Genomic DNA, 25112 nt, shown 5'->3' on the forward strand with positions numbered 1-25112 from the left:
TACCAGGAGTGGGCTTACGGCAGCTATCCGCTTGAGTACAACGGGCCTCGGGAATTTATGCGTAAGTTTGCGGCCAACTTTTGTGCGTACCACCGGAGATTAATTCGTTGGTTCCTGCGTTGGGAAGTGAGGCAGGCAGGGATTCAAAGGCCAACTACAGCGGCCCCTACCCCGGCCGGCAGCACTACCCGGCACCCTTTTTGGAGGGGCAAAAGTAGGGCTTTTCGGCTCGTCTACCAGTTCTCTTACCCTTCAGCACGAACCACCGGAGCCGATGCTCAAAGACTTTCGGATTGGACTTTTCCTGCTAGTACTGGCCTGCCTGGGCTGGGCTGTTTCTTCGTCCGTGCCGCGCGACAACGGGGCCCGTCCCATGTCGGTGGCCGAGCAGAACTGGGTGGACAGTGTGTTCACCTCCCTCACCCCCGACCAGCGCCTGGGCCAGCTGTTTATGGTGGCCGCCTACTCCAACAAGGACAAGCGCCACGCTCAGGCCATTGAAGGCCTGGTGCGCAACCAGGGCGTGGGCGGGCTGATGTTCCTGCAGGGCGGCCCCCGCCGCCAGGCGTTGCTCACCAACCGCTACCAGGTCGCCGCCAAAGTGCCCCTGCTCATTGCCATGGATGCCGAGTGGGGCCTGGATATGCGGCTGGATTCCAGCATGCACTTCGCCAAAGGCATGACGCTGGGCGCCATGGACGACGAGCAGTACGTGTACCAGATGGGCCGCGAAATTGCCCTCAAGATGAAGACGCTGGGCGTGCACATCAGCTTTTCGCCGGTGCTCGATGTCAATTCCAATCCCGATAACCCGGTTATCGGCAACCGCTCGTTCGGTGAAAACAAGGAGCAGGTAGCCAGCCGGGGCATTCAGTACATCCGGGGCCTGCAGGACCACGGCGTTATTGCCGTTGTGAAGCACTTCCCCGGTCACGGCGATACCGACGTGGACTCCCATGTGGCTTTGCCCGTTATTAACTCCGATTTGGGCCGCCTTACCAACGTGGACCTCTACCCCTTCCAAAAGTCCTTTGAGCAGGGCGTGATGGGCGTGATGGTGGGCCACCTGTACATGCCGCTGTTTGATACGGTGCGTACTCTCTCGGCCACGGTTTCCAAAAACCTGGTGACCGGACTGCTGAAGGAGAAGATGAACTACCGGGGCCTAGTGTTTACTGATGCCCTGAACATGAAGAGCGTGTCGAGCCTGTATAAGCCCGGCGAGCTGGACGCTTTGGCCCTGGCCGCCGGCAACGACGTGCTGCTGTTTTCGGAGGATGTGCCGATGGCCCTCACGAAAATAAAAGAAGCCATTGCCGCCGGTAAAATCGACCAGGCCGACGTGGATCAGCGGGTGCGTAAGATTCTGCGGGCCAAGTTCTGGGCGGGCCTGAATAAATATCAACCCATCGATGTGCCCAACCTGATGCAGAACCTGAACCGGCCCCTGAGCCGCATGGTGCAGCAGCAGATTTACGAGCACGCCACCACGGTGGTGAAAAACCAGGACGATATTCTGCCCTTCCACCGGCTGGATACCCTGCGTATTGCCGCCGTTACCATCGGCTCCGACGCGCCCACCTACAAGGAAATCATGGGCAAGTATCAGAACGGCCCGGTGTACGCCGTGCCCAACCGGTACGCGCTGGACAGCACATTTGCCCGCATCAGCAGCCGCCTCTCGCCCTACAACGTGGTGGTGGTGAGTCTGCACAACATGAACAACACGCCCACCCACAGCTACGGCATCGGGGAAGGGGCGTTGAAATTCCTGAAAGACCTGCGGGCCAACCCCAAGATTAAGACGGTAGTGGTGGCCTTCGGCAACGCCTACTCGCTGAAGTACCTGGAGGAAAACCGCAACCTGGTGTGCGCCTACGAGGATAACTACGCCTCGCACCTGGTGGTGCCGCAGGTGCTGTTTGGGGCGCTGCCGGCCAAGGGCCGCCTGCCCGTTACGGTGTCCGAAAACCTGAAAGTGGGTACCGGCCTGCCCACCCCCGACTTCAAGCGCCTGCGCTACGGCACGCCCGAGGAAGTGGGCCTCGACTCGAAGGTGCTCACCCAGATTGACAATGTGGCCCTGGAGGCCGTGGCCTACGCCGCCGCCCCCGGCTGCCAGGTGCTGGTAGCCAAGGACGGCATGGTGGTGTTCGATAAAAGCTACGGCTACGCCACTTACGATAAGCAGCAGCCCGTCAACAGCACCACCCTCTACGACCTGGCCTCGGTAACGAAAGTAGCCGGCACCCTGCAGGCCATCATGTACCTCAAAGACCAGGGCAAGCTCAACCTCGACGAGAAGGTGGCCGCCTACCTGCCCGAGCTGAAAGGCACCAATAAAAAGGACATGACGGTGCGCGAGGTGCTCATGCACCAGGCTGGCCTCAAACCTGGTATTCCTACCTGGGAAAAAACCATCACCAAAGCCGGCCCCAAGCCCACCTTCTACGCTAGCACCGAATCGGCCGAATTCTCGCGCGAGGTAACACCCGATTTGTTTAGCCTGCGTACCTCCGAGGACTCGGTGTGGACGTGGGTGCAGCGCTCCGGCCTGCTGCCCAAAACCAAGGGCAAGTACCCGGTGGAGTATTCCGACCTCAGCTTCATCATTCTGAAGCGGGTGGCCGAGAAGGTGCTGCAGCAGCCCATCGACGAGTTTCTGCAGAAGAACTTCTTCCAGCCGCTGGGCCTGGGCAACATGACCTACAACCCGCTCAGCAAATTCCCCAAATCCTGCATTGCCCCCACCGAAAACGACACGTACTTCCGCCGCACGCAGCTGCAGGGTACCGTGCACGATCAGACGGCGGCCATGATTGGGGGCGTGGGCGGCCACGCGGGCCTGTTCTCGAATGCCAACGACCTGGCCATTCTGATGCAGATGAACCTGCAGAACGGCCGCTACGGCGGGCAGCGCTACTTCCAGACGCCCGTGGTTACCGAGTTTGCCCGCAGCAGCGAGGCCGGCAACCGCCGCGGCCTGGGCTGGGACCGGGGCGACCCGACCAAGCCCGAGGGCCCCACCAGCAACCTCTCCCCGGCTAGCACCTTCGGCCACACCGGCTTCACGGGCACCTGCGTGTGGATGGACCCCGAAAACAAAATCCTCTACATCTTTCTTTCTAACCGCGTGTACCCCGACGCCGGCAATAACAAGCTGCGCCAGTACAACATCCGCACCCGCATCCACGACGTAATCTACAAGTCGCTGCAGAAGACATGATGTGTTGTCCAGCTTTTCCGTTCCTTTGATTCCGCAATCGGCGGCAGTACGTTCCTCGGAGCGACCTGCCGCCGATTTTTTTGTCCTTGCCCTGCCGTTGCGGGTTCCGCGCAGCATCTGAAGCCGACGCTACCGTCGAACCCCGGATTCTGTCGTATGACCCGCTAGCAGGCTCTCCCCTCTCTCCACTTCAGCCGTTCCCTGCAACGGCGCAAGCTCAAGCTACTGCTCTCATGAACATCGGCATTGTCTGTTACCCTACTTTCGGCGGCTCCGGCGTGGTGGCCACCGAGTTGGGCAAAGCCCTGGCCCAGCGCGGCCACCGGGTGCACTTCATCACCTACAGCCAGCCGGTCCGCCTCGATTTCTTCAACGAGAACCTGTTCTACCACGAGGTCTATATTCCGCCCTACCCGCTGTTCCAGTTCCCGCCCTACGAGCTGGCGCTGGCCTCGAAGATGGTGGACATTGTGCAAAACGAGAAGCTGGACGTGCTGCACGTGCACTACGCCATTCCGCACGCCTCGGCGGCCTACATGGCCAAGCAGATTCTGCTCACCCGCGGCATCCGCATTCCGGTGGTCACCACTTTGCACGGCACCGATATTACCCTAGTGGGCAAGGATGCCAGCTACGAGCCGGTGGTTACGTTTAGCATCAACCAGAGCGACGGGGTAACGGCCGTATCGGCTGATCTGCGCAAGGAAACCTACGAGTACTTCGCCATTGAAAAGGAGATTGAGGTAATTCCGAACTTCATCAACCTGGTGCGTTTCCAGAAGCAGGACAAGGGCCACTTCAAGGCGGCCATTGCCCCCAACGGCGAAAAGCTGCTGGTGCACACCAGTAACTTCCGCTCGGTGAAACGGGTGGAAGACGTGGTGCAGATTTTTGCGGGCGTGCGCAAGCAGATTCCGGCCAAGCTCCTGCTGGTCGGCGACGGCCCCGACCGGCCCCGCATCGAGAAGCTCTGCCGCGAAATCGGCTACTGCGACGATATCCGCTTCCTGGGCAAGCTCGAAGCCGTGGAGGAAGTCCTCAGTATTGCCGACCTGTTCCTAATGCCTTCCGAGAAGGAAAGCTTCGGCCTGGCCGCCCTGGAAGCCATGGCCTGCGAAGTACCCGTCATCAGCACCAACGCCGGCGGCATTCCCGAGCTGAACGAGCATGGCCTCACCGGCATGACCAGCGAAATCGGCGACGTGCCCGATATGGTGCAGAACGCCCTCTACGTGTTGGAAGACGAGAACCTGCCCCGCTTCAAAGCCGCCGCCCGCGCCCATGCCGAAACCTTCGCCGTAGAAATCATCGTGCCCCGCTACGAAGCCTGCTACCAGCGTGCCATTGCCGCCGCTTTGGTAACAGCGTAGGGGGCAAAAAGAAGAAGCCTGTCATTGCGAGCGAAGCGAAGCAATCCTTCCTTTTCAGGGCACAAAGCCTGAATAAGCAAAAAGCCCCTGACGTCCGTGCTGGCGTCAGGGGCTTTTGCTTAGGTCAGGGCTGAGAGCTTCGCGCAGGAAGGATTGCTTCGGCCTCCGGCCTCGCAATGACGGTCCTTTTTATTTAGAACATAGCCACGGCCTCGCGCTTTACGGCCAGTAGGGCGGCTTCTACGGGGTCGGGCTGGTTGTCCTGCATCAGGGTTTCCAGCACGCGACGGGCCAGCTCGGGGCCGCGGGCTTCCTGGGGGTTGGGCAGGCTGCGGAACTGGGTGCTGATGAGGTTTACGACGGCTTCCTGGGCCTGCTTTACGGCGGCCCAGGTTTCGGGCTGCATGTAGAGCTGCTGGCTGAGGTTGTGCTCCACCTCGGCCCGGATTTCCTGCAGCAGCAGGCGGTGATAGTCGGCGGCGGGCAGGCCGGCGCTGCTCACGCGCACCAGCAGGTTGTTGGGGCTGATGCGCTCCAGCAGTAGCGTCACGCGCTCCAGGGCCTGCAGGCGCAGCGGCAGGGTGGTTTTGCTGGCTTCCAGGCGCATTTCGATGAGACGGCGCTGCTGCTCCCGCTCCAGAAACTGCTGAAACAGGTAGTAAATAGCCCCGGCCACGATGAGCGCCGGCAGAATGATTTTGAGCAGATCGAAAATGTACGCGGTGGAATCCATGCGAGAGGGAGTAGCGGAAAAAGCCCCACGGCAGCCGCCTGGGCCGGCAAAGATACTTCGTGAACCGGAGGGCTCAAGCTGTTGTTATACGGCCAAACGCACCAAACGACCGACGTAGTGTGGCAGCCCCGATGCCAAGCAGCATTCGGAACTACTACTTGCTTCGTATCTTTGTCGCCTTACTTTCCTAAACAAGAACTCACTATGGCAACGGCCGTCTCCACGAAACTTGCTCCCATCAGCCTCACTCCCCGCGCGCTGGAGGAAGTCCGGAATATTCTGGTTGAGAAAAACGTACCCGGCGAATACGGCCTGCGCGTGGGCGTGCAGGGCGGCGGCTGCTCGGGCATGAGCTATCTGCTGGGCTTCGACAAACCCAAAGAACAGGACGAAACCTTCGACCTCGATGGCGTGCTGCTCATCATGGATAAGAAACACGCCATGTATGTGCTGGGCATGGAGGTTGACTTCCAGGACGGCCTCAACGCCCGCGGCTTTGTGTTCAATAACCCCCAGGCCAAGAGCACCTGCGGCTGCGGCTCGTCGTTCTCGGCGTAGTCAGCCTCTCTTCCAAAAACGCAACGAGCCCCGGCAGCAGTCGGGGCTCGTTGCGTTTTAGAAAAAAACACCCACCGTCATGCAGAGCGCAGCGAAGCATGACGGTGGGTGTATCTAAGCAGGTTGGTTGGCTGAGGACAGCAGCTGCATCACAGCAGCGGGGTCTTCTACCTCTACAATCAGTTCGTCAAATTCATCATGCTCCAGTCCGATGATGAGGGCGTTTTCGGCGTTATGCACGTCCCAGAAAACGCGCTTTTCGTCCTGGTAGAACGTGCCGGCGGCCAGCAGGCCGGGCACGTGGGTGCCGGGGGCCCGGATGCCTTTCCACCAGCCCTTCAGGATCTGTGGGTCCTGCCGCACGCTGCGGATATGGCTGGCCGGAATCTGCAGCTGGCTTTTGAAGGCCCACAGCTTGTGTAGGCCCTTGACGTTGAACGTAACGATGTCGCCTTCTTTAATTACTTCTACCATGTTGAGGGGGGCTAGCGTACTGGAATGGAGAATATTGGCTGTAAGTTAGCATTCTGACCATAGCTTCCACGGCGGGCCGTCCGGCAACCCCAAGGGAGCTTCACCAACCCTTCCTTCCTGCTTTTTGCGCGTATCCTGATGCGGTATTTTCTTTCTGTGGGCCTGTTGCTGGCGGCAGCCGGAGGCCTTCATGCTCAAGCCTTCACGCCTACCGAAATTGCCCGCTGGCAGCAGCAGGCCCGGCAGGTCACCATCACCCGCGACACCTGGGGCGTACCCCACGTGCAGGGCCAGACCGACGCCGACGCCGTGTTCGGGCTGCTGTACGCGCAGTGTGAGGACGATTTTCCGCGCGTTGAAACCAACTACCTCGACGCCATCGGCCGCCTGGCCGAAGTGGAGGGCGAAGCGGCCCTGTACCACGATTTGCGGGCCCGCCTGTTCATGGACACCACCCAGGCCATCCAACTCTACCAGAAAAGCCCGGCCTGGATGCAGCAATTGCTCAACGCCTTTGCCGATGGTACCAACTACTACCTCTACACTCACCCCGCGGTGAAGCCCCGGCTACTGCGCCGCTTCCAGCCCTGGATGCCCCTGATGTTCAGTGAGGGCAGCATCGGCGGCAACATCAGCGTGGTACCGCTGGAGCGGCTCAAGAATTTCTACGGCAGCCAGCGCAAATCTACCTCCTGGGTGCGGCCCGATGCGGGGCTGCTGGAGCGGGAGCCGGTGGGCTCCAACGGGTTTGCCATTGCGCCCGCCAAAAGCGCCAGCGGCCACGCCCTTCTACTTATCAACCCGCACACGTCGTTCTATTTCCGGCCCGAGGTGCAGGTAACCAGCCGGGCCGGCCTCAACGCCTACGGGGCCGTGACGTGGGGGCAGTTTTTCGTGTACCAGGGCTTCAACGAGCACTGCGGCTGGATGCACACCTCCAGCCAGGCCGACTCGATGGACGAGTACCTGGAAACCATTGAGCAGAAAAACGGCAAGTATTATTCCCGCTACGGCCGCAAGCTGCGCCCGGTGCAGGTAGTTACCCTCACCCTACCCTACCGCCAGCCCGATGGCACCATCGGCCGCCGGCAGTTCATCACCTACCGCACCCACCACGGCCCGGTGGTGGGCCAGCTGAGCGACACCCAATGGCTGACGGTGCGCATGATGGATACCCCGCTGGCCGCACTGGAGCAGTCGTTCCTGCGCACCAAGGCCACCGACTACACCAGCTTCCGGGAGGTGATGAAGCTGAACGGCAACGCCAGCAACAACACCGTGTTTGCCGACAGCAAGGGCACCATTGCCTACTGGCACGGCAACTTCATGCCCCGCCGCAACCCGCAGTTCGACTGGAGCCAGCCCGTGGACGGCAGCAACCCCGCTACTGAGTGGCAGGGCCTGCATAAAGTAGAGGAGCTGGTGCAGGTGCGCAACCCGGCCAGCGGCTGGATTCAGAACTGCAACGCCACGCCCTACACGGTATCCGGCCCCAGCAGCCCCGCCCGCAGCCAGTACCCCGCATACATGGCCCCCGACGCCGAGAATTACCGCGGCATCAACGCCGTACGGGTGCTGGGCCGCAAGTCGGTGTTCACCCTTGATACGCTGATTGCCGCCGCCAAAGACCCGTATCTGGCCGGGTTTGAGGAGCTGATTCCGGCCCTCACGAAGGACGTACAAACGGTGCAGGACGGCCCCAACCCGCCCACCGCCGAAGTGCTGGAGGCGGCCCGCCTGCTACAAAGCTGGGACCGGCGCTACGCCCGCACCTCGGTGCCCCAAACGGTGGCTACCTACTGGGCCGAGCGGCTGCTGCGCCTGGGCCGCAGCCGCGTGCCCGCCAACCAACCCCTCGACTACATCAGCCTCACCCAATACACCATCAGCCACACCACTGCCCCCGAGAAGGTGGCGGCTTTGCAGGAAACCCTGGACGAGCTGACCAGCGACTTTGGCACCTGGCGCACCACCTGGGGCGACGTAAACCGATTTCAGCGCCTGACCGGCAACGTGCAGGAAACCTACCGCGACGACCAGCCCAGCCTGCCCGTGGCCTTCACCTCCTCGGCCTGGGGCTCATTGGCGGCGTTCGGCTCCAAGGCCCGGCCCGGCACCAAAAAACGCTACGGCGACGTGGGCAACAGCTTTATTGCCGTGGTGGAGTTTGGACCCCGCGTGAAAGCCCGCTCGGTGCTGGCCGGCGGCAACAGCAACCGGCCCACCTCCCCCCACTTCCGCGACCAGGCCGCCCTCTACGCCGAAGAGAACTTTAAAGACGTGTGGTTTTACCCCGAAGACATCCAACAGCACGTGGAGCGCACCTATTCGCCGGGGCAGTAAGAGCGGTGTAGTGTAGAGACGCAACATCTTGCGTCTCGTCGTTGCTGATGTTGAAGCTGTTTAGGAAGATATAGGCTGTTATTCAGAACGTCATGCTGAGCTTGTCGAAGCATCTCTACCACTTCGTTGCATGTTACCTGACGAAGTGGTAGAGATGCTTCGACAAGCTCAGCATGACCGTGCCAGACTTTTTAAACAGTTTCATCGTTTGGTCCATCAGTTACCAAACCGTTCAACTGTGAGACGCAAAATATTGCGTCTCTACACTGTGCAGCCGTTCCTGTTCAGAACCTTAACCGCCGCCCCTGCTCCGGAAACACCAGCCGTACGCCCAGCGTGTTGGCCTGCCGCAACTCCTGCTGAATGGCGGACTCGTTGCTGGGTTTGCGGTGCGTGATGACGATGGGCAGGCCCTGCAGCGCGCCCGGACCACCGGCCAGCTGGCCCAGCACCGCCAGCTCCTGCAGCAGTAGCACCGGGGTGAGGTGGCCGAACAACTGCTTGGCGGGTTGCGCGTTGGCGTAGGAGGTTTCGATGAAGATGGCCTTGAGTTGCCGGGCCTGCACCAACGGGGCCACTACCTGCCAGAGTTGGCGGAGATTATCGGTCTGCTCCACAGTATCAGCGCCGGTGTCGCCGAGGTAGAGCAGGTAGCTGCTGCCGCTGCGCACCAGAAACGCGGCACTCTGGAAGGGCCGGCCGTGACTGAGGCGGAACGTCCGCACGCTCATGGCGGTGTTGGTCAGGGCCTGCTCGGGACCGGGCGTCAGCTCACGGAGCTGGTATTTACCCAGCGCGGGCGGGTTGCCGGCCGGCCCGAAGTTGGGCCAGGCCCGCCAGTTGAAGTAGTCGTTCTGGAGCGTGGCCAGGCACTCGGGCAGCCCGTAGATGGGTTTCGGGGCATCATCGGGGGCACCCAGTAGCAGCCCCGCCACGTGGTCGAGGTGGGCATGCGACACCAGGTAGCCCTTAATGCGGGTGCGGATGGTTTCGGCAGCCGGGCCGGGCAGCGCCTTGCGGGCCACGGCCCGTACCACGCCGTTGTACACGGTGCCGGCATCTAGGCAAACGTACTCCGCCGAGCCGGCCGGGGCCACCAGGTAGGCCGAAAGGTTGCTTTCATCCACCCCGCCCTTTACCCCCAGCGGCACCACCGTGAAGACCGATTGAGCCGTGGCATTTTGGATTCCTGCCAGGGCCATACCAAGCCCTACACACCATGTTTTTATCATCATCTATTCTGATTTACCGTCCCACGTGCGGTCAGGTGTCAGCCGACGGCGCTTCAGAATGGAAAAGACTTCTGCCCCGTCCGGATTATCCAGCTCACTCAGCTTCATGAGGCCGGTTTCGTAACAGTCATCCACGCTTTCCAGCTGCCACCGGACCAGCTTCCCATCCGAATTCAGATACAGTTCTGCGTAAGCCCGGCTGGCATTTCGAACTTTCTCACAGGCTTCCTCGCACGAGGCTGCTTTTATCAGGAGCCACCGCTGCTCACATAACTGCAGTCCCTGAGTTTCGCCTTCGATCTGAACGGCCACGGTTGTTTGCACGCCATAAAACTGCTGCTGCTTTTTCATAGTGCTATCTGAATGTCTTTTATCTCTTACTTAAAATCACGCCGACGATTATGATAGCCCATATCAGTGCGACAAGCAACATGTTGAGGTCATACCATCGGATAAAGCGTTTTTCGAAAGGTGTTCTTTTACCAGATTCAATTCGCCATATTCCAGCCGGTGCCCACCAACGCATAATACCGAATAAAGGCAGGCCCAATACTACACTCAACATCAAGTAAACTACAAATGGCATCCCATTGGGTGGTGATATGAATCGGTATAATACGGCTCCTATTCCATAGATATTGAGAAGCAAACAGATTCCGATGGATGATAAGGCTACGATAGGCTTCATATAATTACATGTTATTCTTTTTCCACCCTTCCTTCGTCAGCTCAAACCGCACTTCGCCGCTGGCGGTACGGCCGGTGTCCTGCCAGCCCTGGCGGCGGTAGAATTCCTCAGCGCGGGTGCCGGGGGCGGTGCTGAGCCAGATGGGATGGTCAGTTTGCGCGAAATACCAGTGCAGCAGCTGGTGGAGCAGGGTTTTGCCGAGGCCCTTCCGGTCGAAGTCGGGGTGCACGAACAGGGCCCACACGCTGTGTTCCTGCGCATCAGCAATGGCGAAGCCCACCACCCGGCCCGCCTCTTCGGCCACCCAGCCTCGGCCCCGCTCGGTCAGGTAGTGCAGGCAGTCGGCTTCCGTCACTAGGGCGCGGTTGCGCAGCACGTTTTCGCGCACGGCCAAGCGCACTTCCATCAGGGCCGGAATATCCGCGGGTTGGGCAGGTCGGTACAACATAGGGTTTCAGAAACGTGCGCCGAAAATTATCCATTTCCGGCGCAATCCGTTCCGAGGAATCCATCCTACCTTATGGCTATGCTCCCGCCTACCCTGCCCTTCCAGCGCGAAACTCTGCTCCGGCAACTTGATCCGCCGCAGCTTTGGGACCTCATTGTCATAGGCGGCGGGGCCACGGGGCTGGGCGTGGCTCTCGACGGCCTGAGCCGGGGCTACAAAACGCTGTTGCTGGAGCGCTACGATTTTGCCAAGGGCACCAGCAGCCGCAGCACCAAGCTGGTGCACGGCGGCGTGCGGTACTTGGCCCAGGGCGACATCGGGCTGGTGCGTGAGGCACTGCACGAGCGGGGTTTGCTGCTGCGCAACGCCCCCCACCTCTGCCACAACCAGTCGTTCATCATCCCGAGCTACACATGGTGGGGCGGCCCGTTCTATACTCTGGGGCTGAAGCTGTACGATCTGCTGGCCGGCCGGCTTAGCCTGGGCCCCACCACCCGCATCGGCCCGACCGAAACCCTGCGCCGCCTGGGCAACCTGCGGCCCACCGGCCTGCGCGGCGGCGTGGTCTACCACGACGGGCAGTTCGACGATGCCCGCCTGGCCGTGAACCTGGCCCAGACGGGTATTGAGCTGGGCGGCACCCTGCTCAACCACGTGGCCGTAACCGGTCTGCTGAAAGATAACAACGGTCAAATAGCTGGTGTGCGGGCCATGAACCAGGAAACCGGTCAGGCCTACGAAGTGCGCGCCCGCACCGTGGTGAATGCCACCGGCGTGTTCGTGGACGCCATCCGGCAGCTCGATGCGCCCGGCACGGCCCCGCTGGTACGGCCCAGCCAGGGCATTCATCTGGTGCTGGATAAGTCGTTTCTGCCGGGCCCGGATGCGCTGATGATTCCGAAAACCGACGACGGACGGGTGCTGTTTGCCGTGCCCTGGCACGGCCGCGTAGTGGTGGGCACCACCGATACCCCGCTATCCGAAACCCGCGAGGAACCTCGGGCCCTGGAAGCGGAAATCGACTTTGTGCTGCGCACCGCCGGCCGCTACCTGGCCCGCCCACCCCGGCGCGAAGATGTGCTGAGCCTGTTTGCCGGTCTGCGCCCGTTGGCCGCCCCGCAACACGGCTCGGCCCAGACCAAAGAAATTTCCCGCAGCCACAAAATTCTGGTTTCCGATACCGGCCTGCTCACCATTACCGGCGGCAAGTGGACTACCTACCGCCCCATGGGTCAGGATGTGGTAGACCGCCTCATTGCCCTGGGCAAACTCCCCGCCGCCCCCAGCCGCACGGCCACGCTACCCATCCACGGCGCTCAGCCCACCACCGACTACCGCAGCCACCTCTACGTGTACGGCTCCGACCAGCCGGCGCTGCTGACGCTTATCCGGCAGCAACCGGCGCTGGGCGAGAAGCTGGACCCACAATTGGAGTTTACCCGCGCCGAAGTAGTGTGGGCCGCCCGCTACGAAATGGCCCGCACCGTGGAGGACGTGCTGGCCCGCCGCGTGCGGCTGCTGTTTCTAGATGCCCGGGCGGCCCGGCGTGTAGCCCCCACCGTAGCTGCGTTGCTGGCGCAGGAACTGGGGTTTGATGCTAATTGGCAGCAGCGGCAGGTGGCGGAGTTTGAGCAGGTAGCGCGGCAGTATTTGCCCCGAATTAGCTAAACGCCACCGGGTAGCCGACGCCCCGCAAATCCTCCTCCAGCTGCTGCCAGTCTTCCAGCTCGTTGTTCAGGTTCAGGGCGGCAGCCTTGGTCAGGGGTTCGTGCTGATAGATGGCGGCTACGGCTTCGGGTTCCAGCGGCTCCCGCTCGGTTTCGTCGAGGTAGTACTCGTTGGCCCAGCCGGCGTAGGTGGCGGGGTCCTGGTCGAAGATGTAAAGCAGCTCCTCCGAGCCATCGTCCTCGTTTTCCACCACGCCGGTTTGCCAGCCGTGGGCGGACGTGTACCACAGGCAGAAGGTGGTACCGATGGAATTCACCGGCTCCCCGAAGATAAATTCTTCGAAGGCCTCCGGCAGGCCGCGGGTTACCTGCGCCTTTTCGGACTGGTCGTAGTCGGCCAGGAAGCCGTTGATGCAGCAGCCTTCGGGACGGAACAACACCAGCATCTGGTCACCTTCCCCGTCGCTCATCTCAAACAGGGCCTCCTGTGCGTCCCACTCCGGGTTGTAGGTGTAGTAGCGGTACTCCGGCTCGGGTGAGTTGATGGCGTCCAACGCGGCCAACGACTGGCAAAGGCGTTGCAGCGTGGCCGCGTCAGGCAGTTGGGAGGGGTCGAGGGTTGAAATCATGGAGTGCGGGATCTTCAATTTGATTTTATTCCTGCAACGGAATGGTTACTTCACAGGCATAGTCTACAGGATATGCATCAGCAGTATCTTTTACTTGCCAATACTGTTTCCAATAGCTCCACCACTGTCGATTCTTTTCTTCTACCTCTGATAACAATACTTCTCCTTCGTGGGATAAAATCCTCAGTGATTCGGCACCTATCAACATCCCTACGCCACCCGCTCGAAAACACATTCTAACAGGGCTTTTATTGAAATCCGGTGAAAAAGGTTTCTCCCCAAATACTGTTTGAACAGTACTCAGCTCCCTCACGATTTCTTGTATCAGTACATCATCGATGAAAGTAAAGAAGCCATAGCTGCATGTAAAACCGTCCGTTTCATCTCGCTGCAGTTTTTGAGGCCATAAATTCACCTCTTCAACCGGCATATTTTTATCTGATAGAAAACTAACGGAAGTAGGATTGCGAAACTGCAGCGCCACCATAGTAGAGGGTGCTTTTTCAATAGTTGGATTAGAGAATAGCAGTTGGGCCCCACGAAACTCCAATTGCACCAAATCAGGCCATTCAGCCACTCACCAACTCCAGATACCTACGTCACTGATAGCCTCCGCTAAGACACTTAAGGCATTCTGATTCATATATCAATACGTTTTGGTCATGTCCTCTGGTACTACTAGCACAAAATCGGCTTTCTGCTGATTGTCTTTGTTTAGGTTGTCAAGGCTGGCCTGCAAAACGGTGCTGATGGTGAGCACCTTCAGCTTCGGATTCTGCTGGCGTAGGTAGGCCAGAATACCGTCGTGGTTGTCGGAGTGGAAGCTGCCGTTGAGGTGCAGCAGCAGGTGGTCGGCGGGGCGGGCCTGGTTCAGGAAGTAGGCCATGGTGGCATCCTTGAGGGCCTGGGCCCGGATGATGTTCTCCACCCCGGCCGCGTGGGCTGCGTCGCCCCCGAACATCTTGGCCATCTGCTGGTAACCGGGCAGCGCAAAATCAACCGTCAGCGGCAGCGGAGCCAGCCAGGCTTTTTCGGCGACGGGCAGGGCGTTCAGCGTTTCGAGCCCGCCTTTGGCTACCTGGGAGGCGTAGCGGCGCGGCACGTTGGTGCCCACCACCCGGAACTTCTGCTGCCGGGCCAGCTGCAGCAGCGGGCGGTAGTCGGTGGCGTAGTTGGGCCAGGGGCGGCTGTCGGCTTCGAAAGCTTTGTCGTCCAGCTCGCCGGTGGTGTACTGGTCTACCAACGGCTGCACGTCACGCTCAAACATTTCCAGCCCCAGCACCAGCTGGCCCTGGCGCAGGCGCAGCAGGTCTTTGGTAAGCTGCAGCTCCAGCCAGTGCCCGATGGGGTCGTTGTGCTGCTCGCCGAAGAACACCACGTCAGCCGCGGCCAGCTCCCGGAGCATCTTGTCGTAGCCGGCGGGTTTACCGGCGGCCGTAAACAGGCGGTAGGCCGGCCGGTCCTGGGCATGCAGGCTCAGGCTGAATAGCAGGGCCAGTAAAAACAACGATGTGCGCATACCACGAAGATACCGGCTCCCGACCAACCGCACGGCATGGCCGGGCTGCCAACACCAAACTACCCCGACACCTTGCGGTACCGGGGCAGCTGTGGCGGCTACACTCACAGGTTAGCTCTGCTCGTTGCTTGTGTTAGCACGAAGGAAATGCGCATACCATCAAAAAAATGGTAGTGCATTTCAGTGAATCCGTATTGTGGATGAAAGTAGAAATCAAGGTAGCTGTCACCTAGTTTGTCGTGAGTTGCAACGGATTTAATCAGCCAGCACCCAGGTAAACTCAGGGCTCCGTATTGCCGGGTTTCATGGCGCACCACTTGGTAGGTACTGCGCACCGAACCAATGAATTTACCCCACCCTACTGAAATAGTTGTTTGATTAAACCACTGACCACCTGACCGTAAAGAATCAAGCCATACTTCAGGAAACGGTGCTATTTCTGTATGTATGTATTGGTTGTCCCGGAACGGATGAAACCAGACTTTCTGTCTATTTTCGATGGCACCTGTAACATGGGTACGCGCCCAACTATACCGTTTAGGCTTGTCCGGGCGCTTGGTGGTAGGGTCTGGGTATACCAGAAAGGTGATGGAATCCTGCGCCGTGTAGTGATAATGGATACGGATGGCTTTTTGGGTTTTACGCTGTGCCGCCCAAGGAGTCCCAGTTGCTTCCAGCGTGACGCCGCCCCGGCTAAGTGTATCACCGGCTGGATTGATAAAAACGGCCCGATACTCATACGTGCGCCCCGCCCGGAAAATCACCAGACTATCGGGCGCAGCTGAAGGATGTATACTGATAGAAAGTGCCCCAAGGACATAGGCTGCGAACATAGTCAGGGTAAATTAAGGATGGTAACGATCCAATAATACAGGAATACGCAACACCAAACTGCCCCGGCACCTTGCGGTACCGGGGCAGCTGCGGCGTACTCTGAGGGGAAAATCTAGCCTTTGTAGAACAGCCACTTCGACAGCTCGCCGTAGGTCACTTTCTTGCCGTACATCAGGATGCCCACGCGGTAGATGCGGCCAGCCAGCCAGATGGTACCCAGGAATCCGCCAATCAGCAACAGCATCGACAGCCCCAGCTGCCACATGGGCACGCCCCCGAAGGGCAGCCGCATCATCATGGCAATGGGCGAGGTAAACGGAATCATCGACATCCAGAAGGCCACCTGCCCGTTGGGGTTGGTGGTAAGCGTGGCCTGGGCCACCACGAAGGTGAGCACCAGCGGCATGGTCACGGGCATCATAAACTGCTGGGTGTCGGTTTCACTGTCTACGGCCGAGCCGATGGCCCCAAACAGCGCCCCGTAGAACAGGTAGCCACCCAGGAAGTAGAACAGGAAGCAGCCGGCAATCAGGGCCACGTTGATGTCGGCCGTTTTCAGGGCCTGCACAATGGCATTGCCTTCTTTCTTGGTTTCCTTATCCTTCACCACAACGGCCGTATTGCCTGCGGCGGTGTTCACCTGCTCCACCCGTTTCTGCGCAATTTTCTCCGGACTGATGGAGCCGGTAACAGCCGACATAATTCCGAACGACAATACCAGCCACAGCGCCAGTTGCGTGAACCCTACGCCGGCAATGCCCAGCACCTTGCCCATCATCAGCTGAAACGGCTTCACTGACGAAATAACCACTTCCACAATGCGGTTAGTCTTTTCCTCCATCACCCCGCGCATAATCTGGATGCCGTAGATGAAGATGAACATGTAAATCAGGAAGCCGCACACGTAGGCTACGCCGGTGCTTACGCCGGTGCTGGAGCTTCGCTCCCCATCGTCGCTGAGGCTGATGGTCTGCAGATCCACATCGGCCTTCATGGTGTTGAGCACTGCCTGGTCGATGCCGGCTTTTTTGAGGCGCTGGGCCTCCACGGCGTTTTCTACGGCCCGCTCAATATCCCGCTGCAACGACAGGCCCAGTCCCTTGCGCGAGAACACCTGAAAGCCGTTGGGCGTGGCCAAGTCCAGTTTCGGGATGTACAGCAGGGCATCGTACTTGGCCTTCTTGAATTCGGCTTTGGCGGCCGGCAGGTCCGGCGATACGCGGGTGAAGCTGATATCCTCCTTCGGATCGGGCAGCTTGTCAACAAAGAGCCCGCCGGCATCGGCCACGGCTACCACCTTGTTGTTGTCCGACATGGTGGCAATCAGCACCGGCACGGCGAAGATGGCGGCCGTAATCAGCGGCCCCAGCAACGACATAATGATAAAGCTCTTTTTGCGCACCCGCGTGAGGTATTCACGCTGCGCAATCAGCCAGGTCTTGGACATGAGAGTAGAGAAGTTAAATGCAGGAAGTCGGGAAAAGAGGAGAAAAACAAGTTGGCGGCAGAGCCCAGGAACGATGTCCGGCTTCTACCCTTTCACGGCCATTTCCTCCTCCGTGGGCACGTAATCGGGGTGGGTTTCGCGCACGCGCCGGATAAAGATGTCATTGATGCTGGGCACCATTTCGCGGAAGGCGTGCACCTCCACCCCGGCCGGCCCGATGAGGTAGCGCAGCAAGTCGTTGGGCGTGGCACCGGCGTGCAGCTTCACGATGTCGTAGAAGTGGCCGTTTTCGCGCTCCTGGTGCCGAACCACCTCGAAATCGGGGTGTACCAGCATGGGGCGGCCCTTACCTTCCACCTCGTAGGTCTGGGTGCGGTAGGCGTCGCGCACCTCACGTACGGGGCCGTCCAGCACTTTGCGCGAGCGGTTAATCAGGGCAATATGGTCGCACATTTCCTCCACCGATTCCATGCGGTGGGTGCTGAAGATGATGCTGGTGCCCCGGTCGCGCATGGCCAGAATCTCGTCCTTGAGCAGGTTGGCGTTGATGGGGTCGAAGCCGGAGAAAGGCTCGTCCAGAATCACCAGCTCGGGGTCGTGCACCACGGTGGCAATGAACTGAATCTTCTGCTGCATGCCCTTGCTCAGGTCCTCGATGTTCTTCTCGGCCCAGCCTTTGATATCGAACCGCTCCAGCCAGCTCTTGATTTTCACGCGGGCTTCCTCCTTCGGAATGCCTTTGAGTTGGGCCAGGTACAGCAGCTGCTCCCCCACTTTCATCTTCTTGTAGAGCCCCCGCTCTTCGGGCAGGTAGCCGATACGGCCGATGTGGGAAGGGTTCAACGGCTCGCCCTTGAACAGCACCTGCCCCGAGTCGGCCCCGGTAATCTGGGTGATGATGCGGATCAGGGACGTTTTGCCGGCCCCGTTGGGGCCCAGCAGCCCAAAGATGGAGCCTTCGGGCACCACGAGGCTCACGCCATCGAGGGCCGTGTGGGCGGCGTACTGCTTGCGTACGTCGCGGACTTCGAGGATAGGTGTTTTCACAGCGCAGAGAGACACAAAGGTTACAGATGTAATATTACAGGAACCCGATAAAGGCACCACCGGAATTCCAACCAACCGGCATTTTCGGGACCTGAACTGTCGGAAAGGGTACCTGAACGGGCGTTATTCGGGGGCCTCCAGCTCGCGCAGAGCCGCTTCCAGCTGGTCGAGGTGGCGGCCGTAGCGGCGCTGGTGCTCTTTCCTGCCCATACTATAGGCGGCGTATACAACCGCTACAACTACCACCCCCGTACCTAATGCAGTGGCCACATGCCACTTCCAGGCAGCCTGAGCCGGATTCAGGTAATCCAGTACATATTCGGCCCGCACAACCAATACAATAACGACCAGCATCACCAGGGATACGACGCCTACATAGTCATGCAGACGCATCAGTCGGCGGAATCTGGCAATCCGGGTCTTTAGAAAGCTGTACAGATTATCATTTTGCTGCTCCATTTCCCTGAGTACCTGCAGACGCCGGTATACAATCACGCCTACTACAGCCAACATCAGCATAACGCACACGACAAACCGCTGCAGGTTTACCTCATGCCGGCCAAAAACCAAGGCATTGAATCCGCTCAGGATAAAGGCCATTACAACCCAGCTTAGCTCTTTCGTGGCATTTTTTCTTAGCCGGTGCAGCGGATTCGTAGAGGTAGAGGAGGCAAGCATGGTACGTAGGGTTTGTTCAGTGGAAAAAGTATCGGCAGGAGAAACGGGAGAAGGTGTCTGCTGCCATTTCCGGCGAAAATCATCGAGTTCCATCAGGCAACGAGGGGAAGAAGTTGGCGGAGTTTATCCTGCACGCGGTGCATTTTCACGCGTACATGGTTCTGGGTGATGCCGAGGATGTCGGCCATTTCCTCGTAAGTGCGCTCCTCCAGGTACAGCAGCACGAAGGCTTTTTCTACATCCGAGAGCCGCTCAATGGCGCGGTAGAGCTGGGCCAGGTCGTCGGCATCGGGGCCATCGGGCGGCGGGACGGGCAGCTCGGGCGGGGCGGCCCCGCCGAGGCGGGCCGGCGCGGGGGCGCGGGTGCGGCGGCGCAGGTCGGTAATGGCCACGTTCAGCGCCACCCGGTACAGCCAGGTACTGAGCTTGGCGGCTCCCGGCCGATACTGCGGCCACGCCCGCCACAGCTGCAGCACGATTTCCTGGTACAGGTCCTGCCGGTCATCGGCATCGGCGCAGTACAGGCGTGCCACCCGACGCAGCAGGGGCTGGTGCTCGTTCAGCAGGCGCAGAAAATCCGGGGAGGCGGCGGGCATACGGTGGGGAAGTTTGCCGGATATATCGGCAACCCCACCGCCGCATTACAACCAGGTCACACTTTTTTTTATCTGATCAGCCAACCACCAGTCTTGCAATCCACTGCATCCCGGTAGTACCCGTCCGGCACAAGCTGAAGCGTGTGCCACAAAAAAGCCCGCTCCCCTGAGCAGGGAAGCGGGCTATAATCATCCGTGAAATCCGATGGATCCGGCTAAATCCGTGATTATTGGAAGTACTCCTTCACTTTCTCGAAGAAGCCTTTCTCGTTTTTGCCGGGGTTGGGCGTGAAGTTACGGGCGTCGCGGAGTTTCTCCAGCAGCTCGCGCTCCTCGCTGGTCACGTTCTTGGGCGTCCAGACGCTCAGGTGAATCAGTTGGTCGCCGCGGCCGTAGCCATTGATGTCCTTGATGCCCTTGCCGCGCAGGCGCAGGATTTTGCCCGGCTGGGTGCCCGGCTCCACCTTGATTTTCACCTTGCCCTCAATGGTGGGCACCTCAATGCTGGCACCCAGGGCAGCATCCACGAACGAGAGGTACTGCTCGAACATGATGTTGTTGCCCTCCCGCTTCAGCGACTCGTGCGGCTCCTCCTCAATCTGAATGAGCAGGTCGCCGGGCACGCCGCCGCGCTCCGGGAAGTTGCCCTTGCCGTTCATGCTCAGCTGCATGCCCTCGGCCACGCCGGCCGGAATGTTGATGGGAATAACTTCCTCGTGCAGCTGGCGGCCGTCGCCGTGGCAGACGTCGCACTTGCTGGTTACTACCTTGCCTTCACCGTCGCAGGTGGGGCAGGTGCTGGCGCTTACCATCTGGCCGAGCATGGTGTTCACCACGCGCTTCACCTGGCCCTGGCCGTTGCAGGTGCCGCAGGTTTTCAGGTCGGTACCGTTTTTAGCGCCGGTGCCCGAGCAGGTGTTGCAGGCCACGTAGCGCTTCACCTTGATTTTCTTCTCCACGCCGTTGGCCACTTCTTCCAGGTCCAGCTTCAGCTTGATGCGCAGGTTGGAGCCCTTGCGCACGCGCCGGCCCTGGCCGCGGCCCCCGCCCCCGAAGAAGCTCTCAAAGCCGCCTCCACCGCCACCACCGAAGATGTCGCCGAAGTGGCTGAAGATGTCCTCCATGCTGGGGCCACCGCCGTTGCCACCCATACCCTGGTGCCCGTACTGGTCGTAGCGGGCACGCTTGTTGGGGTCCGACAAGGCCTCGTAGGCCTCGGCCGCCTCTTTGAACTTGTCCTCGGCCGAGGGGTCATCGGGGTTTTTATCGGGGTGATACTTGATAGCCAGCTTCCGGTACGCCGATTTCAGCTCGTCGCCGGAGGCTGATTTGGCTACGCCCAACACCTCGTAATAATCTCGCTTCGTTGCCATGTTGGTAGTGTACTTCATCCGTCGTGCAGAGGCGCAGCCGAAGCATCTCGCGTGCAGACAGTAGGTGTTACTATGTATTCAATGTGCCACGCGAGATGCTTCGGCTGCGCCTCTGCATGACGTTCTTTCTCGTTACTGGCCCAGTACCACTTTGGCGTGGCGAATTACCTTGTCGCCGAGGTAGTAGCCTTTCTCTACCTCATCCACAATTTTGCCCTTCAGGTCTTCCGTAGGGGCCGGAATCTGGGTAATGGCTTCGTGCAGTTCGGGGTCGAAGGCACCACCTTTGGTTTCCATGGTGGTGAGGCCCTTTTGCGTGAGGGTCTTGCTGAGCTTGTTATAGATGATGTCCACACTCTCGCGCACGGCGTTGGCGTCTTCCGTGTCTTTGGTGTGGTGGCGGGCCCGGTCGAAATCATCAAGCACCGGCAGCAGGGACACCATCAACTCCTGGTTGGCGGTTTTGAACAGGTCGGCACGCTCCTTAGTGGTGCGGCGCTTGTAGTTCTCAAACTCGGCGGCCAGGCGCAGGTACTTATCTTTCAGATCAGCCAGCTCCGCATCGGTTTTGGAAGCCGTGGCGTGGGGCGCACCCTCGGCACCGGCTACTTCGCCGTTGCCAGTGGTATCGTCGGTCATTTCGCCCGCTGTGTGGTCAGCAGCTGTAGGCTCTTGGGTTTCTTCGGGGTTCAGGTTGGTATCGTCAGCCATTTTCGCTTTAAATCGTCGGAATGGGTTGAAGCTTGGGGACATAGAGTAGAAACCGGACACAAGGAGCGCGCCAAAGGCCGTCAACTGTCAGTTTGACACAGAAACCGTTGGTTTGCTGGGATTGGTTCAGACGAGGTGGCAAACCAATGACAGCTTACTTGCATATCCTGTACCTTTCATAGGATGCAGCACCAATTTACTCCTGACCAGTGGGCTACACTTCAGCAACAATTTCCTATCGGGAGTAAGGTGCACGGCCGTGTTGTACATGTAGCACGCTTTGGAGTGTTTGTAGAGCTTGATGAGTTTCCTGCGGATAACGTGCTGCTGGAGATATTCCAGATGCCACAACGTGAGTTGGAACCGCTGCAGCGCCTGACGTATCCGGATGGCTATCCTGCAGTGGGTACCCGCATTGAAGCGTTTATTCTTCATTGGCCCGAACAATCAGGTCAGATACGACTAACACAAAAGCACTACAACTGACTATGACTGCTAACCCCTACCCAGACTGGTTAACCAAACTCGGCCTCTTTCTCACTGTCTTTACTTTTTTCTACCTCTTATGAGAATGGTTTACAATCGGGGTTATTGCCAACCAAGAAAAGATTGAAGCCTATATGTTTGGGTCAGAGGCAATGCGTGGAGAGGGAGGAGAACACTATGCTTCAGCGGAAACCTACGCCACTTCGGCACTGCATGGCGCATGCTGGTTGCTTCCGCTGATTGTCACCTTTGCATTGGCAGTCAAACAAGGAACCCGCCCCTACCGGTGGCTGGCCGTTGCATCTGTTGTCCTTGTCAAAACCCTGACCATACTCATCTATTAACCTTACGCCTCATGCAGCGCCTGCCAGATCATGTCCTTCAGCGGCTGAATGTTCTTGTTGGTGAGGCTGGAGATGAAGATGGTGGGCAGATCCGTGGGCAAAGACGTACGAATTTCCGCTTCCAGCTCCTCATCCAGCATATCCGCTTTGGTAATGGCCAACAGGCGCTTTTTATCCAATAACTCGGGATTGAACTGCTCCAACTCGCTGAGCAATACCTCGTATTCGGCATTGATGTCAGGCGAGTCGCAGCTGATCATGAACAGCAGGATAGAGTTACGTTCAATGTGGCGCAGGAAACGGTGCCCCAGCCCCCGACCCTCGGCGGCGCCTTCAATGATACCCGGAATATCGGCCATAACAAACGACTTATAGTCGCGGTAGGCTACTACGCCCAGGTTGGGCGTGAGCGTGGTGAAGGCGTAGTCGGCAATTTTGGGTTTAGCCGCCGAAACCACCGACAGCAATGTGCTTTTGCCAGCGTTGGGGAAGCCCACCAGGCCCACATCGGCCAGCAGCTTCAGCTCCAGTACTACCCACTCATCAATACCCGGCTCGCCGGGCTGGGCGTACTGCGGGGCCTGGTTGGTGGCCGATTTGAAGTGGTCGTTGCCAAGGCCGCCGCGCCCGCCGGGCGTGAGAATGAGGCGCTGCCCGTCCTCGGTAATTTCCAGCTTTTTCTCGCCGGTTTCCGCATCACGCGCCACGGTACCGAGGGGTACCTGGATGATGATGTCTTCCCCCTGCTTGCCGGAGCGCAGGTTTTCACCGCCGTTTTCGCCGGCCTGGGCAATCAGGTGCTTTTGGTACTGCAGGTGCAGCAGCGTCCAGAGTTGGGAGCTACCCTCCAAGATGATGTGGCCGCCCCGGCCCCCGTCGCCCCCGTCGGGGCCGCCGTTGGGCAGGCCCTTGGCCCGGAAAAAGTGGTGCGAACCCGCCCCACCCTTGCCCGAGCGGCAGTTGATTTTGACGTAGTCGATGAAGTTGTTGGAAGCCACTTCTGAGAAGTTAGAATTTAGAAGCCAGAAATCAGAAGCCGGTGTGCTCCATTGTTCAGCCTGCAAAGTGAGTTGTCTGAAAAACAGCTGTCATCCTGAGCGAAGCGAAGGACCTTATGCCGGTTGAACTGTAATCGTTGTGACGACTCGCTCAGATGGGATAAGATCCTTTGCTTCGCTCAGGATGACAGATGATTCTGCCACTACCCAGGCGGGTAGCAGCGGCAAAGTTACGCTTTTACTTCATCGGTTGCTTGGCGGCTGCCTTCCGTAGCGGCCGGCTGGTGCTCGTCCAGGATGGTGCAGATCTGCCCGAAGATGTCTTCGATGGCACCAATGCCGTTCAGGGCGTGGAATTTCTGCTGGTTCGCGTAGTAGCCGGCTACCTGGGCAGTTTCGGTGTTGTACACCGTTACGCGCTTACGGATTTTGGTTTCGTCCTGGTCATCGGGGCGGCCGGAGGTTTTGCCGCGCTCCAACAGGCGCTTCACCAGCTCTTCCTCGGCTACTTCCAACGCCACCATGCACGATACCGAGGTTTCGTGCTCGGCCAGTAGCCGGTCGAGGCTTTCGGCCTGCGGTACGGTGCGCGGGAAACCGTCGAAGATAAAACCCGAGGCCTGCTTGTTGTCTTTCAGGGCCGAGTCAATCATGCCAATCACCACTTCATCGGGCACCAGCAGACCTTCGTCCATGAGTTTCTTGGCCCGCAGGCCCAGTTCAGTACCCTGGCTGATTTGGGCACGGAGGAGGTCACCGGTGGAAAGATGCACCAGATTATAGCGGGCAATAAGCTTCTGGCTTTGCGTTCCTTTACCGGCGCCGGGCGGGCCGAAGAGCACGAGATTCAGCATGAGTAGCTAGGGGTTTACGCGGGAAGGAGAAAACGGGAGGGGTTTGGTAAGATACACAAGGAATGGGAAAGCCTCTACGTGCGCCGGCGAATTTTAGCTGTACCAGCCGCCGCCTCAGGCCCTACACCGCCTTGTATACATCGGGGTAGTTACGGCCCAGACCATCGAAATCAAGACCGTAGCCGACAATAAAATCATTGGGAATGCTCAGGCCCACGTAGCGCAGGGCCAGCTCGTGCTGCAGGCACTCGGGCTTGAGAAACAGCGTGGCCACTTCCAGAGAAGCCGGCTGCTGCTTACCCAGGGTTTCCAGCAGCATGCGCATGGTGTGGCCGGTGTCCACAATATCCTCCACAATGATGACGTGGCGGCCTTTCAGATCCTCGGTGAGGCCCAGCACTTCCTTCACCTCACCGGTGCTGTTGGTGCCCTGGTAAGAGGCCACCCGAATAAAGCAGACTTCACAAGGCAGGCTTACTTCCTTCAGCAAATCGGCGGCGAACATGAACGAGCCGTTCAGGACGACCACGAACATCACCGGCTGGCCGGCGTAGTCCTGGTTGAGCTGGGTAGCAACCTGTTTGATGGCCGCCTGCAACTCCGCAGCCGACAGATAGGGTTCAAACTGCTTGTTGTGCAGCGAAATATGGTCCGGTGTCATCCGTTTGGGGTTGGGCCGTGGGTGAGCGGGCGGGCAAAGGTAACAGAAAAAGCCGCCCCCTTGGCAGGAGGCGGCTTTGTCGGTTGCTCGTTGCTAATTGGCAGTTGTTCGTTACTCGTTGTCCGTTGCTCGTTATTTGTTCTGAATTCCTACTGGTTTCCGTCTACCAACTGACAACCAGCAACGAACAACTACG

24 protein-coding genes are annotated in these 25112 nt (G+C 59.3%); 6 read left to right on the forward strand and 18 right to left on the reverse strand.

Annotated features, from left to right (window positions below; all coding sequences use genetic code 11):
* Nucleotides 1-274: 274 nt before the first annotated feature.
* Both EI291_RS11580 and bshA read left to right on the forward strand, forming a co-directional pair.
* The gene (locus EI291_RS11580) at nt 275-3226 is read left to right on the forward strand and encodes a glycoside hydrolase family 3 N-terminal domain-containing protein (protein ID WP_125420004.1); all 2952 of its coding nucleotides are present in this window, start codon (nt 275-277) and stop codon (nt 3224-3226) included.
* Nucleotides 3227-3459: 233 nt separating this feature from the next.
* On the forward strand, nt 3460-4596 hold the full coding sequence (gene bshA, locus EI291_RS11585) for an N-acetyl-alpha-D-glucosaminyl L-malate synthase BshA (RefSeq protein WP_125420006.1): 1137 nt from the start codon (nt 3460-3462) through the stop codon (nt 4594-4596).
* Between the two features lie 193 nt (nt 4597-4789).
* Here bshA and EI291_RS11590 read toward each other — a convergent pair whose 3' ends face one another.
* Nucleotides 4790-5329, reverse strand: coding sequence for a DUF7935 family protein (locus EI291_RS11590; protein ID WP_125420008.1), 540 nt, complete (start codon nt 5327-5329; stop codon nt 4790-4792).
* 204 nt (nt 5330-5533) lie between these two features.
* Between EI291_RS11590 and EI291_RS11595 the strand changes: the two genes are divergently transcribed.
* On the forward strand, nt 5534-5887 hold the full coding sequence (locus tag EI291_RS11595) for a HesB/IscA family protein (protein ID WP_125420010.1): 354 nt from the start codon (nt 5534-5536) through the stop codon (nt 5885-5887).
* A 114-nt stretch (nt 5888-6001) separates the two neighbouring features.
* Here the strand turns inward: EI291_RS11595 and EI291_RS11600 are convergent, their stop codons facing one another.
* The gene (locus EI291_RS11600; protein ID WP_125420012.1) at nt 6002-6361 is read right to left on the reverse strand and encodes a hypothetical protein; all 360 of its coding nucleotides are present in this window, start codon (nt 6359-6361) and stop codon (nt 6002-6004) included.
* Between the two features lie 138 nt (nt 6362-6499).
* Between EI291_RS11600 and EI291_RS11605 the strand changes: the two genes are divergently transcribed.
* On the forward strand, nt 6500-8704 hold the full coding sequence (locus EI291_RS11605) for a penicillin acylase family protein (RefSeq protein ID WP_125420014.1): 2205 nt from the start codon (nt 6500-6502) through the stop codon (nt 8702-8704).
* A 284-nt stretch (nt 8705-8988) separates the two neighbouring features.
* Here EI291_RS11605 and EI291_RS11610 read toward each other — a convergent pair whose 3' ends face one another.
* The 3 genes from EI291_RS11610 to EI291_RS11620 all read right to left on the reverse strand — a co-directional run bounded on the left by EI291_RS11610 (nt 8989) and on the right by EI291_RS11620 (nt 11072).
* Entirely contained in the window at nt 8989-9906 is a 918-nt protein-coding gene (locus EI291_RS11610; protein WP_240635520.1) for an MBL fold metallo-hydrolase, read from the reverse strand.
* A 33-nt stretch (nt 9907-9939) separates the two neighbouring features.
* Entirely contained in the window at nt 9940-10287 is a 348-nt protein-coding gene (locus EI291_RS11615) for a DUF4288 domain-containing protein (protein WP_125420016.1), read from the reverse strand.
* Between the two features lie 341 nt (nt 10288-10628).
* Nucleotides 10629-11072, reverse strand: a complete 444-nt coding sequence (locus EI291_RS11620; RefSeq protein ID WP_125420018.1) for a GNAT family N-acetyltransferase — start codon at nt 11070-11072, stop codon at nt 10629-10631.
* Between the two features lie 78 nt (nt 11073-11150).
* Here EI291_RS11620 and EI291_RS11625 point away from each other — a divergent pair, with 78 nt between their 5' ends.
* A complete protein-coding gene (locus EI291_RS11625) occupies nt 11151-12740 on the forward strand; it encodes a glycerol-3-phosphate dehydrogenase/oxidase (RefSeq protein WP_125420020.1) in 1590 nt (529 codons plus the stop codon).
* On the opposite strand, the gene EI291_RS11630 is transcribed toward EI291_RS11625, so the two are convergent.
* From EI291_RS11630 to EI291_RS11675, 10 genes are all read right to left on the reverse strand, one after another.
* On the reverse strand, nt 12733-13368 hold the full coding sequence (locus EI291_RS11630; protein WP_125420022.1) for a hypothetical protein: 636 nt from the start codon (nt 13366-13368) through the stop codon (nt 12733-12735). The two genes, EI291_RS11625 and EI291_RS11630, sit on opposite strands and share 8 nt — an antisense overlap.
* Nucleotides 13369-13393: 25 nt before the next feature.
* Complete coding sequence (locus EI291_RS11635; protein ID WP_125420024.1) at nt 13394-13945, reverse strand: hypothetical protein; 552 nt, start codon at nt 13943-13945, stop codon at nt 13394-13396.
* A 69-nt stretch (nt 13946-14014) separates the two neighbouring features.
* On the reverse strand, nt 14015-14887 hold the full coding sequence (locus tag EI291_RS11640; protein ID WP_125420026.1) for a ChaN family lipoprotein: 873 nt from the start codon (nt 14885-14887) through the stop codon (nt 14015-14017).
* 104 nt (nt 14888-14991) lie between these two features.
* Nucleotides 14992-15720 carry a hypothetical protein gene (locus tag EI291_RS11645; RefSeq protein WP_125420028.1) on the reverse strand — a complete coding sequence of 243 codons (729 nt, stop codon included), beginning with the start codon at nt 15718-15720 and terminating at the stop codon, nt 14992-14994.
* A gap of 113 nt (nt 15721-15833) precedes the next feature.
* A complete protein-coding gene (locus EI291_RS11650; RefSeq protein ID WP_125420030.1) occupies nt 15834-17168 on the reverse strand; it encodes an ABC transporter permease in 1335 nt (444 codons plus the stop codon).
* 84 nt (nt 17169-17252) lie between these two features.
* A complete protein-coding gene (locus tag EI291_RS11655; RefSeq protein WP_125420032.1) occupies nt 17253-18215 on the reverse strand; it encodes an ABC transporter ATP-binding protein in 963 nt (320 codons plus the stop codon).
* A 123-nt stretch (nt 18216-18338) separates the two neighbouring features.
* On the reverse strand, nt 18339-18893 hold the full coding sequence (locus EI291_RS11660) for a hypothetical protein (protein ID WP_125420034.1): 555 nt from the start codon (nt 18891-18893) through the stop codon (nt 18339-18341).
* Between the two features lie 92 nt (nt 18894-18985).
* Nucleotides 18986-19489, reverse strand: coding sequence for an RNA polymerase sigma factor (locus EI291_RS11665; RefSeq protein WP_125420036.1), 504 nt, complete (start codon nt 19487-19489; stop codon nt 18986-18988).
* Between the two features lie 227 nt (nt 19490-19716).
* Nucleotides 19717-20862 carry a molecular chaperone DnaJ gene (dnaJ, locus tag EI291_RS11670; protein WP_125420038.1) on the reverse strand — a complete coding sequence of 382 codons (1146 nt, stop codon included), beginning with the start codon at nt 20860-20862 and terminating at the stop codon, nt 19717-19719.
* 132 nt (nt 20863-20994) lie between these two features.
* On the reverse strand, nt 20995-21573 hold the full coding sequence (locus EI291_RS11675; protein ID WP_125420040.1) for a nucleotide exchange factor GrpE: 579 nt from the start codon (nt 21571-21573) through the stop codon (nt 20995-20997).
* A gap of 183 nt (nt 21574-21756) precedes the next feature.
* On the opposite strand from EI291_RS11675, the gene EI291_RS11680 reads away from it, so the two are divergent.
* Nucleotides 21757-22059 carry a hypothetical protein gene (locus EI291_RS11680; protein ID WP_125420042.1) on the forward strand — a complete coding sequence of 101 codons (303 nt, stop codon included), beginning with the start codon at nt 21757-21759 and terminating at the stop codon, nt 22057-22059.
* Between the two features lie 346 nt (nt 22060-22405).
* On the opposite strand, the gene obgE is transcribed toward EI291_RS11680, so the two are convergent.
* The 3 genes from obgE to hpt all read right to left on the reverse strand — a co-directional run bounded on the left by obgE (nt 22406) and on the right by hpt (nt 24916).
* Nucleotides 22406-23401: a GTPase ObgE gene (obgE, locus tag EI291_RS11685; protein WP_125420044.1), complete on the reverse strand. Its 996-nt coding sequence runs from the start codon at nt 23399-23401 to the stop codon at nt 22406-22408.
* Between the two features lie 230 nt (nt 23402-23631).
* Nucleotides 23632-24255: an adenylate kinase gene (locus EI291_RS11690; RefSeq protein WP_125420046.1), complete on the reverse strand. Its 624-nt coding sequence runs from the start codon at nt 24253-24255 to the stop codon at nt 23632-23634.
* A 121-nt stretch (nt 24256-24376) separates the two neighbouring features.
* The gene (gene hpt / locus EI291_RS11695) at nt 24377-24916 is read right to left on the reverse strand and encodes a hypoxanthine phosphoribosyltransferase (RefSeq protein ID WP_125420048.1); all 540 of its coding nucleotides are present in this window, start codon (nt 24914-24916) and stop codon (nt 24377-24379) included.
* Nucleotides 24917-25112: the final 196 nt, after the last annotated feature.

The sequence above is a fragment of the Hymenobacter rigui genome, from assembly GCF_003944715.1.
In the GTDB taxonomy this organism is placed as follows: domain Bacteria; phylum Bacteroidota; class Bacteroidia; order Cytophagales; family Hymenobacteraceae; genus Hymenobacter; species Hymenobacter rigui.

Coding starts and splice junctions, on each gene's coding strand:
- EI291_RS11580 (WP_125420004.1), top strand. CDS start 275: ATGCTCAAAGACTTTCGGATTGGACTTTTCCTGCTAGTACTGGCCTGC.
- bshA (WP_125420006.1), top strand. CDS start 3,460: ATGAACATCGGCATTGTCTGTTACCCTACTTTCGGCGGCTCCGGCGTG.
- EI291_RS11590 (WP_125420008.1), bottom strand. CDS start 5,329: ATGGATTCCACCGCGTACATTTTCGATCTGCTCAAAATCATTCTGCCG.
- EI291_RS11595 (WP_125420010.1), top strand. CDS start 5,534: ATGGCAACGGCCGTCTCCACGAAACTTGCTCCCATCAGCCTCACTCCC.
- EI291_RS11600 (WP_125420012.1), bottom strand. CDS start 6,361: ATGGTAGAAGTAATTAAAGAAGGCGACATCGTTACGTTCAACGTCAAG.
- EI291_RS11605 (WP_125420014.1), top strand. CDS start 6,500: ATGCGGTATTTTCTTTCTGTGGGCCTGTTGCTGGCGGCAGCCGGAGGC.
- EI291_RS11610 (WP_240635520.1), bottom strand. CDS start 9,906: ATGGCCCTGGCAGGAATCCAAAATGCCACGGCTCAATCGGTCTTCACG.
- EI291_RS11615 (WP_125420016.1), bottom strand. CDS start 10,287: ATGAAAAAGCAGCAGCAGTTTTATGGCGTGCAAACAACCGTGGCCGTT.
- EI291_RS11620 (WP_125420018.1), bottom strand. CDS start 11,072: ATGTTGTACCGACCTGCCCAACCCGCGGATATTCCGGCCCTGATGGAA.
- EI291_RS11625 (WP_125420020.1), top strand. CDS start 11,151: ATGCTCCCGCCTACCCTGCCCTTCCAGCGCGAAACTCTGCTCCGGCAA.
- EI291_RS11630 (WP_125420022.1), bottom strand. CDS start 13,368: ATGATTTCAACCCTCGACCCCTCCCAACTGCCTGACGCGGCCACGCTG.
- EI291_RS11640 (WP_125420026.1), bottom strand. CDS start 14,887: ATGCGCACATCGTTGTTTTTACTGGCCCTGCTATTCAGCCTGAGCCTG.
- EI291_RS11645 (WP_125420028.1), bottom strand. CDS start 15,720: ATGTTCGCAGCCTATGTCCTTGGGGCACTTTCTATCAGTATACATCCT.
- EI291_RS11650 (WP_125420030.1), bottom strand. CDS start 17,168: ATGTCCAAGACCTGGCTGATTGCGCAGCGTGAATACCTCACGCGGGTG.
- EI291_RS11660 (WP_125420034.1), bottom strand. CDS start 18,893: ATGCTTGCCTCCTCTACCTCTACGAATCCGCTGCACCGGCTAAGAAAA.
- EI291_RS11665 (WP_125420036.1), bottom strand. CDS start 19,489: ATGCCCGCCGCCTCCCCGGATTTTCTGCGCCTGCTGAACGAGCACCAG.
- dnaJ (WP_125420038.1), bottom strand. CDS start 20,862: ATGGCAACGAAGCGAGATTATTACGAGGTGTTGGGCGTAGCCAAATCA.
- EI291_RS11675 (WP_125420040.1), bottom strand. CDS start 21,573: ATGGCTGACGATACCAACCTGAACCCCGAAGAAACCCAAGAGCCTACA.
- EI291_RS11680 (WP_125420042.1), top strand. CDS start 21,757: ATGCAGCACCAATTTACTCCTGACCAGTGGGCTACACTTCAGCAACAA.
- EI291_RS11690 (WP_125420046.1), bottom strand. CDS start 24,255: ATGCTGAATCTCGTGCTCTTCGGCCCGCCCGGCGCCGGTAAAGGAACG.
- hpt (WP_125420048.1), bottom strand. CDS start 24,916: ATGACACCGGACCATATTTCGCTGCACAACAAGCAGTTTGAACCCTAT.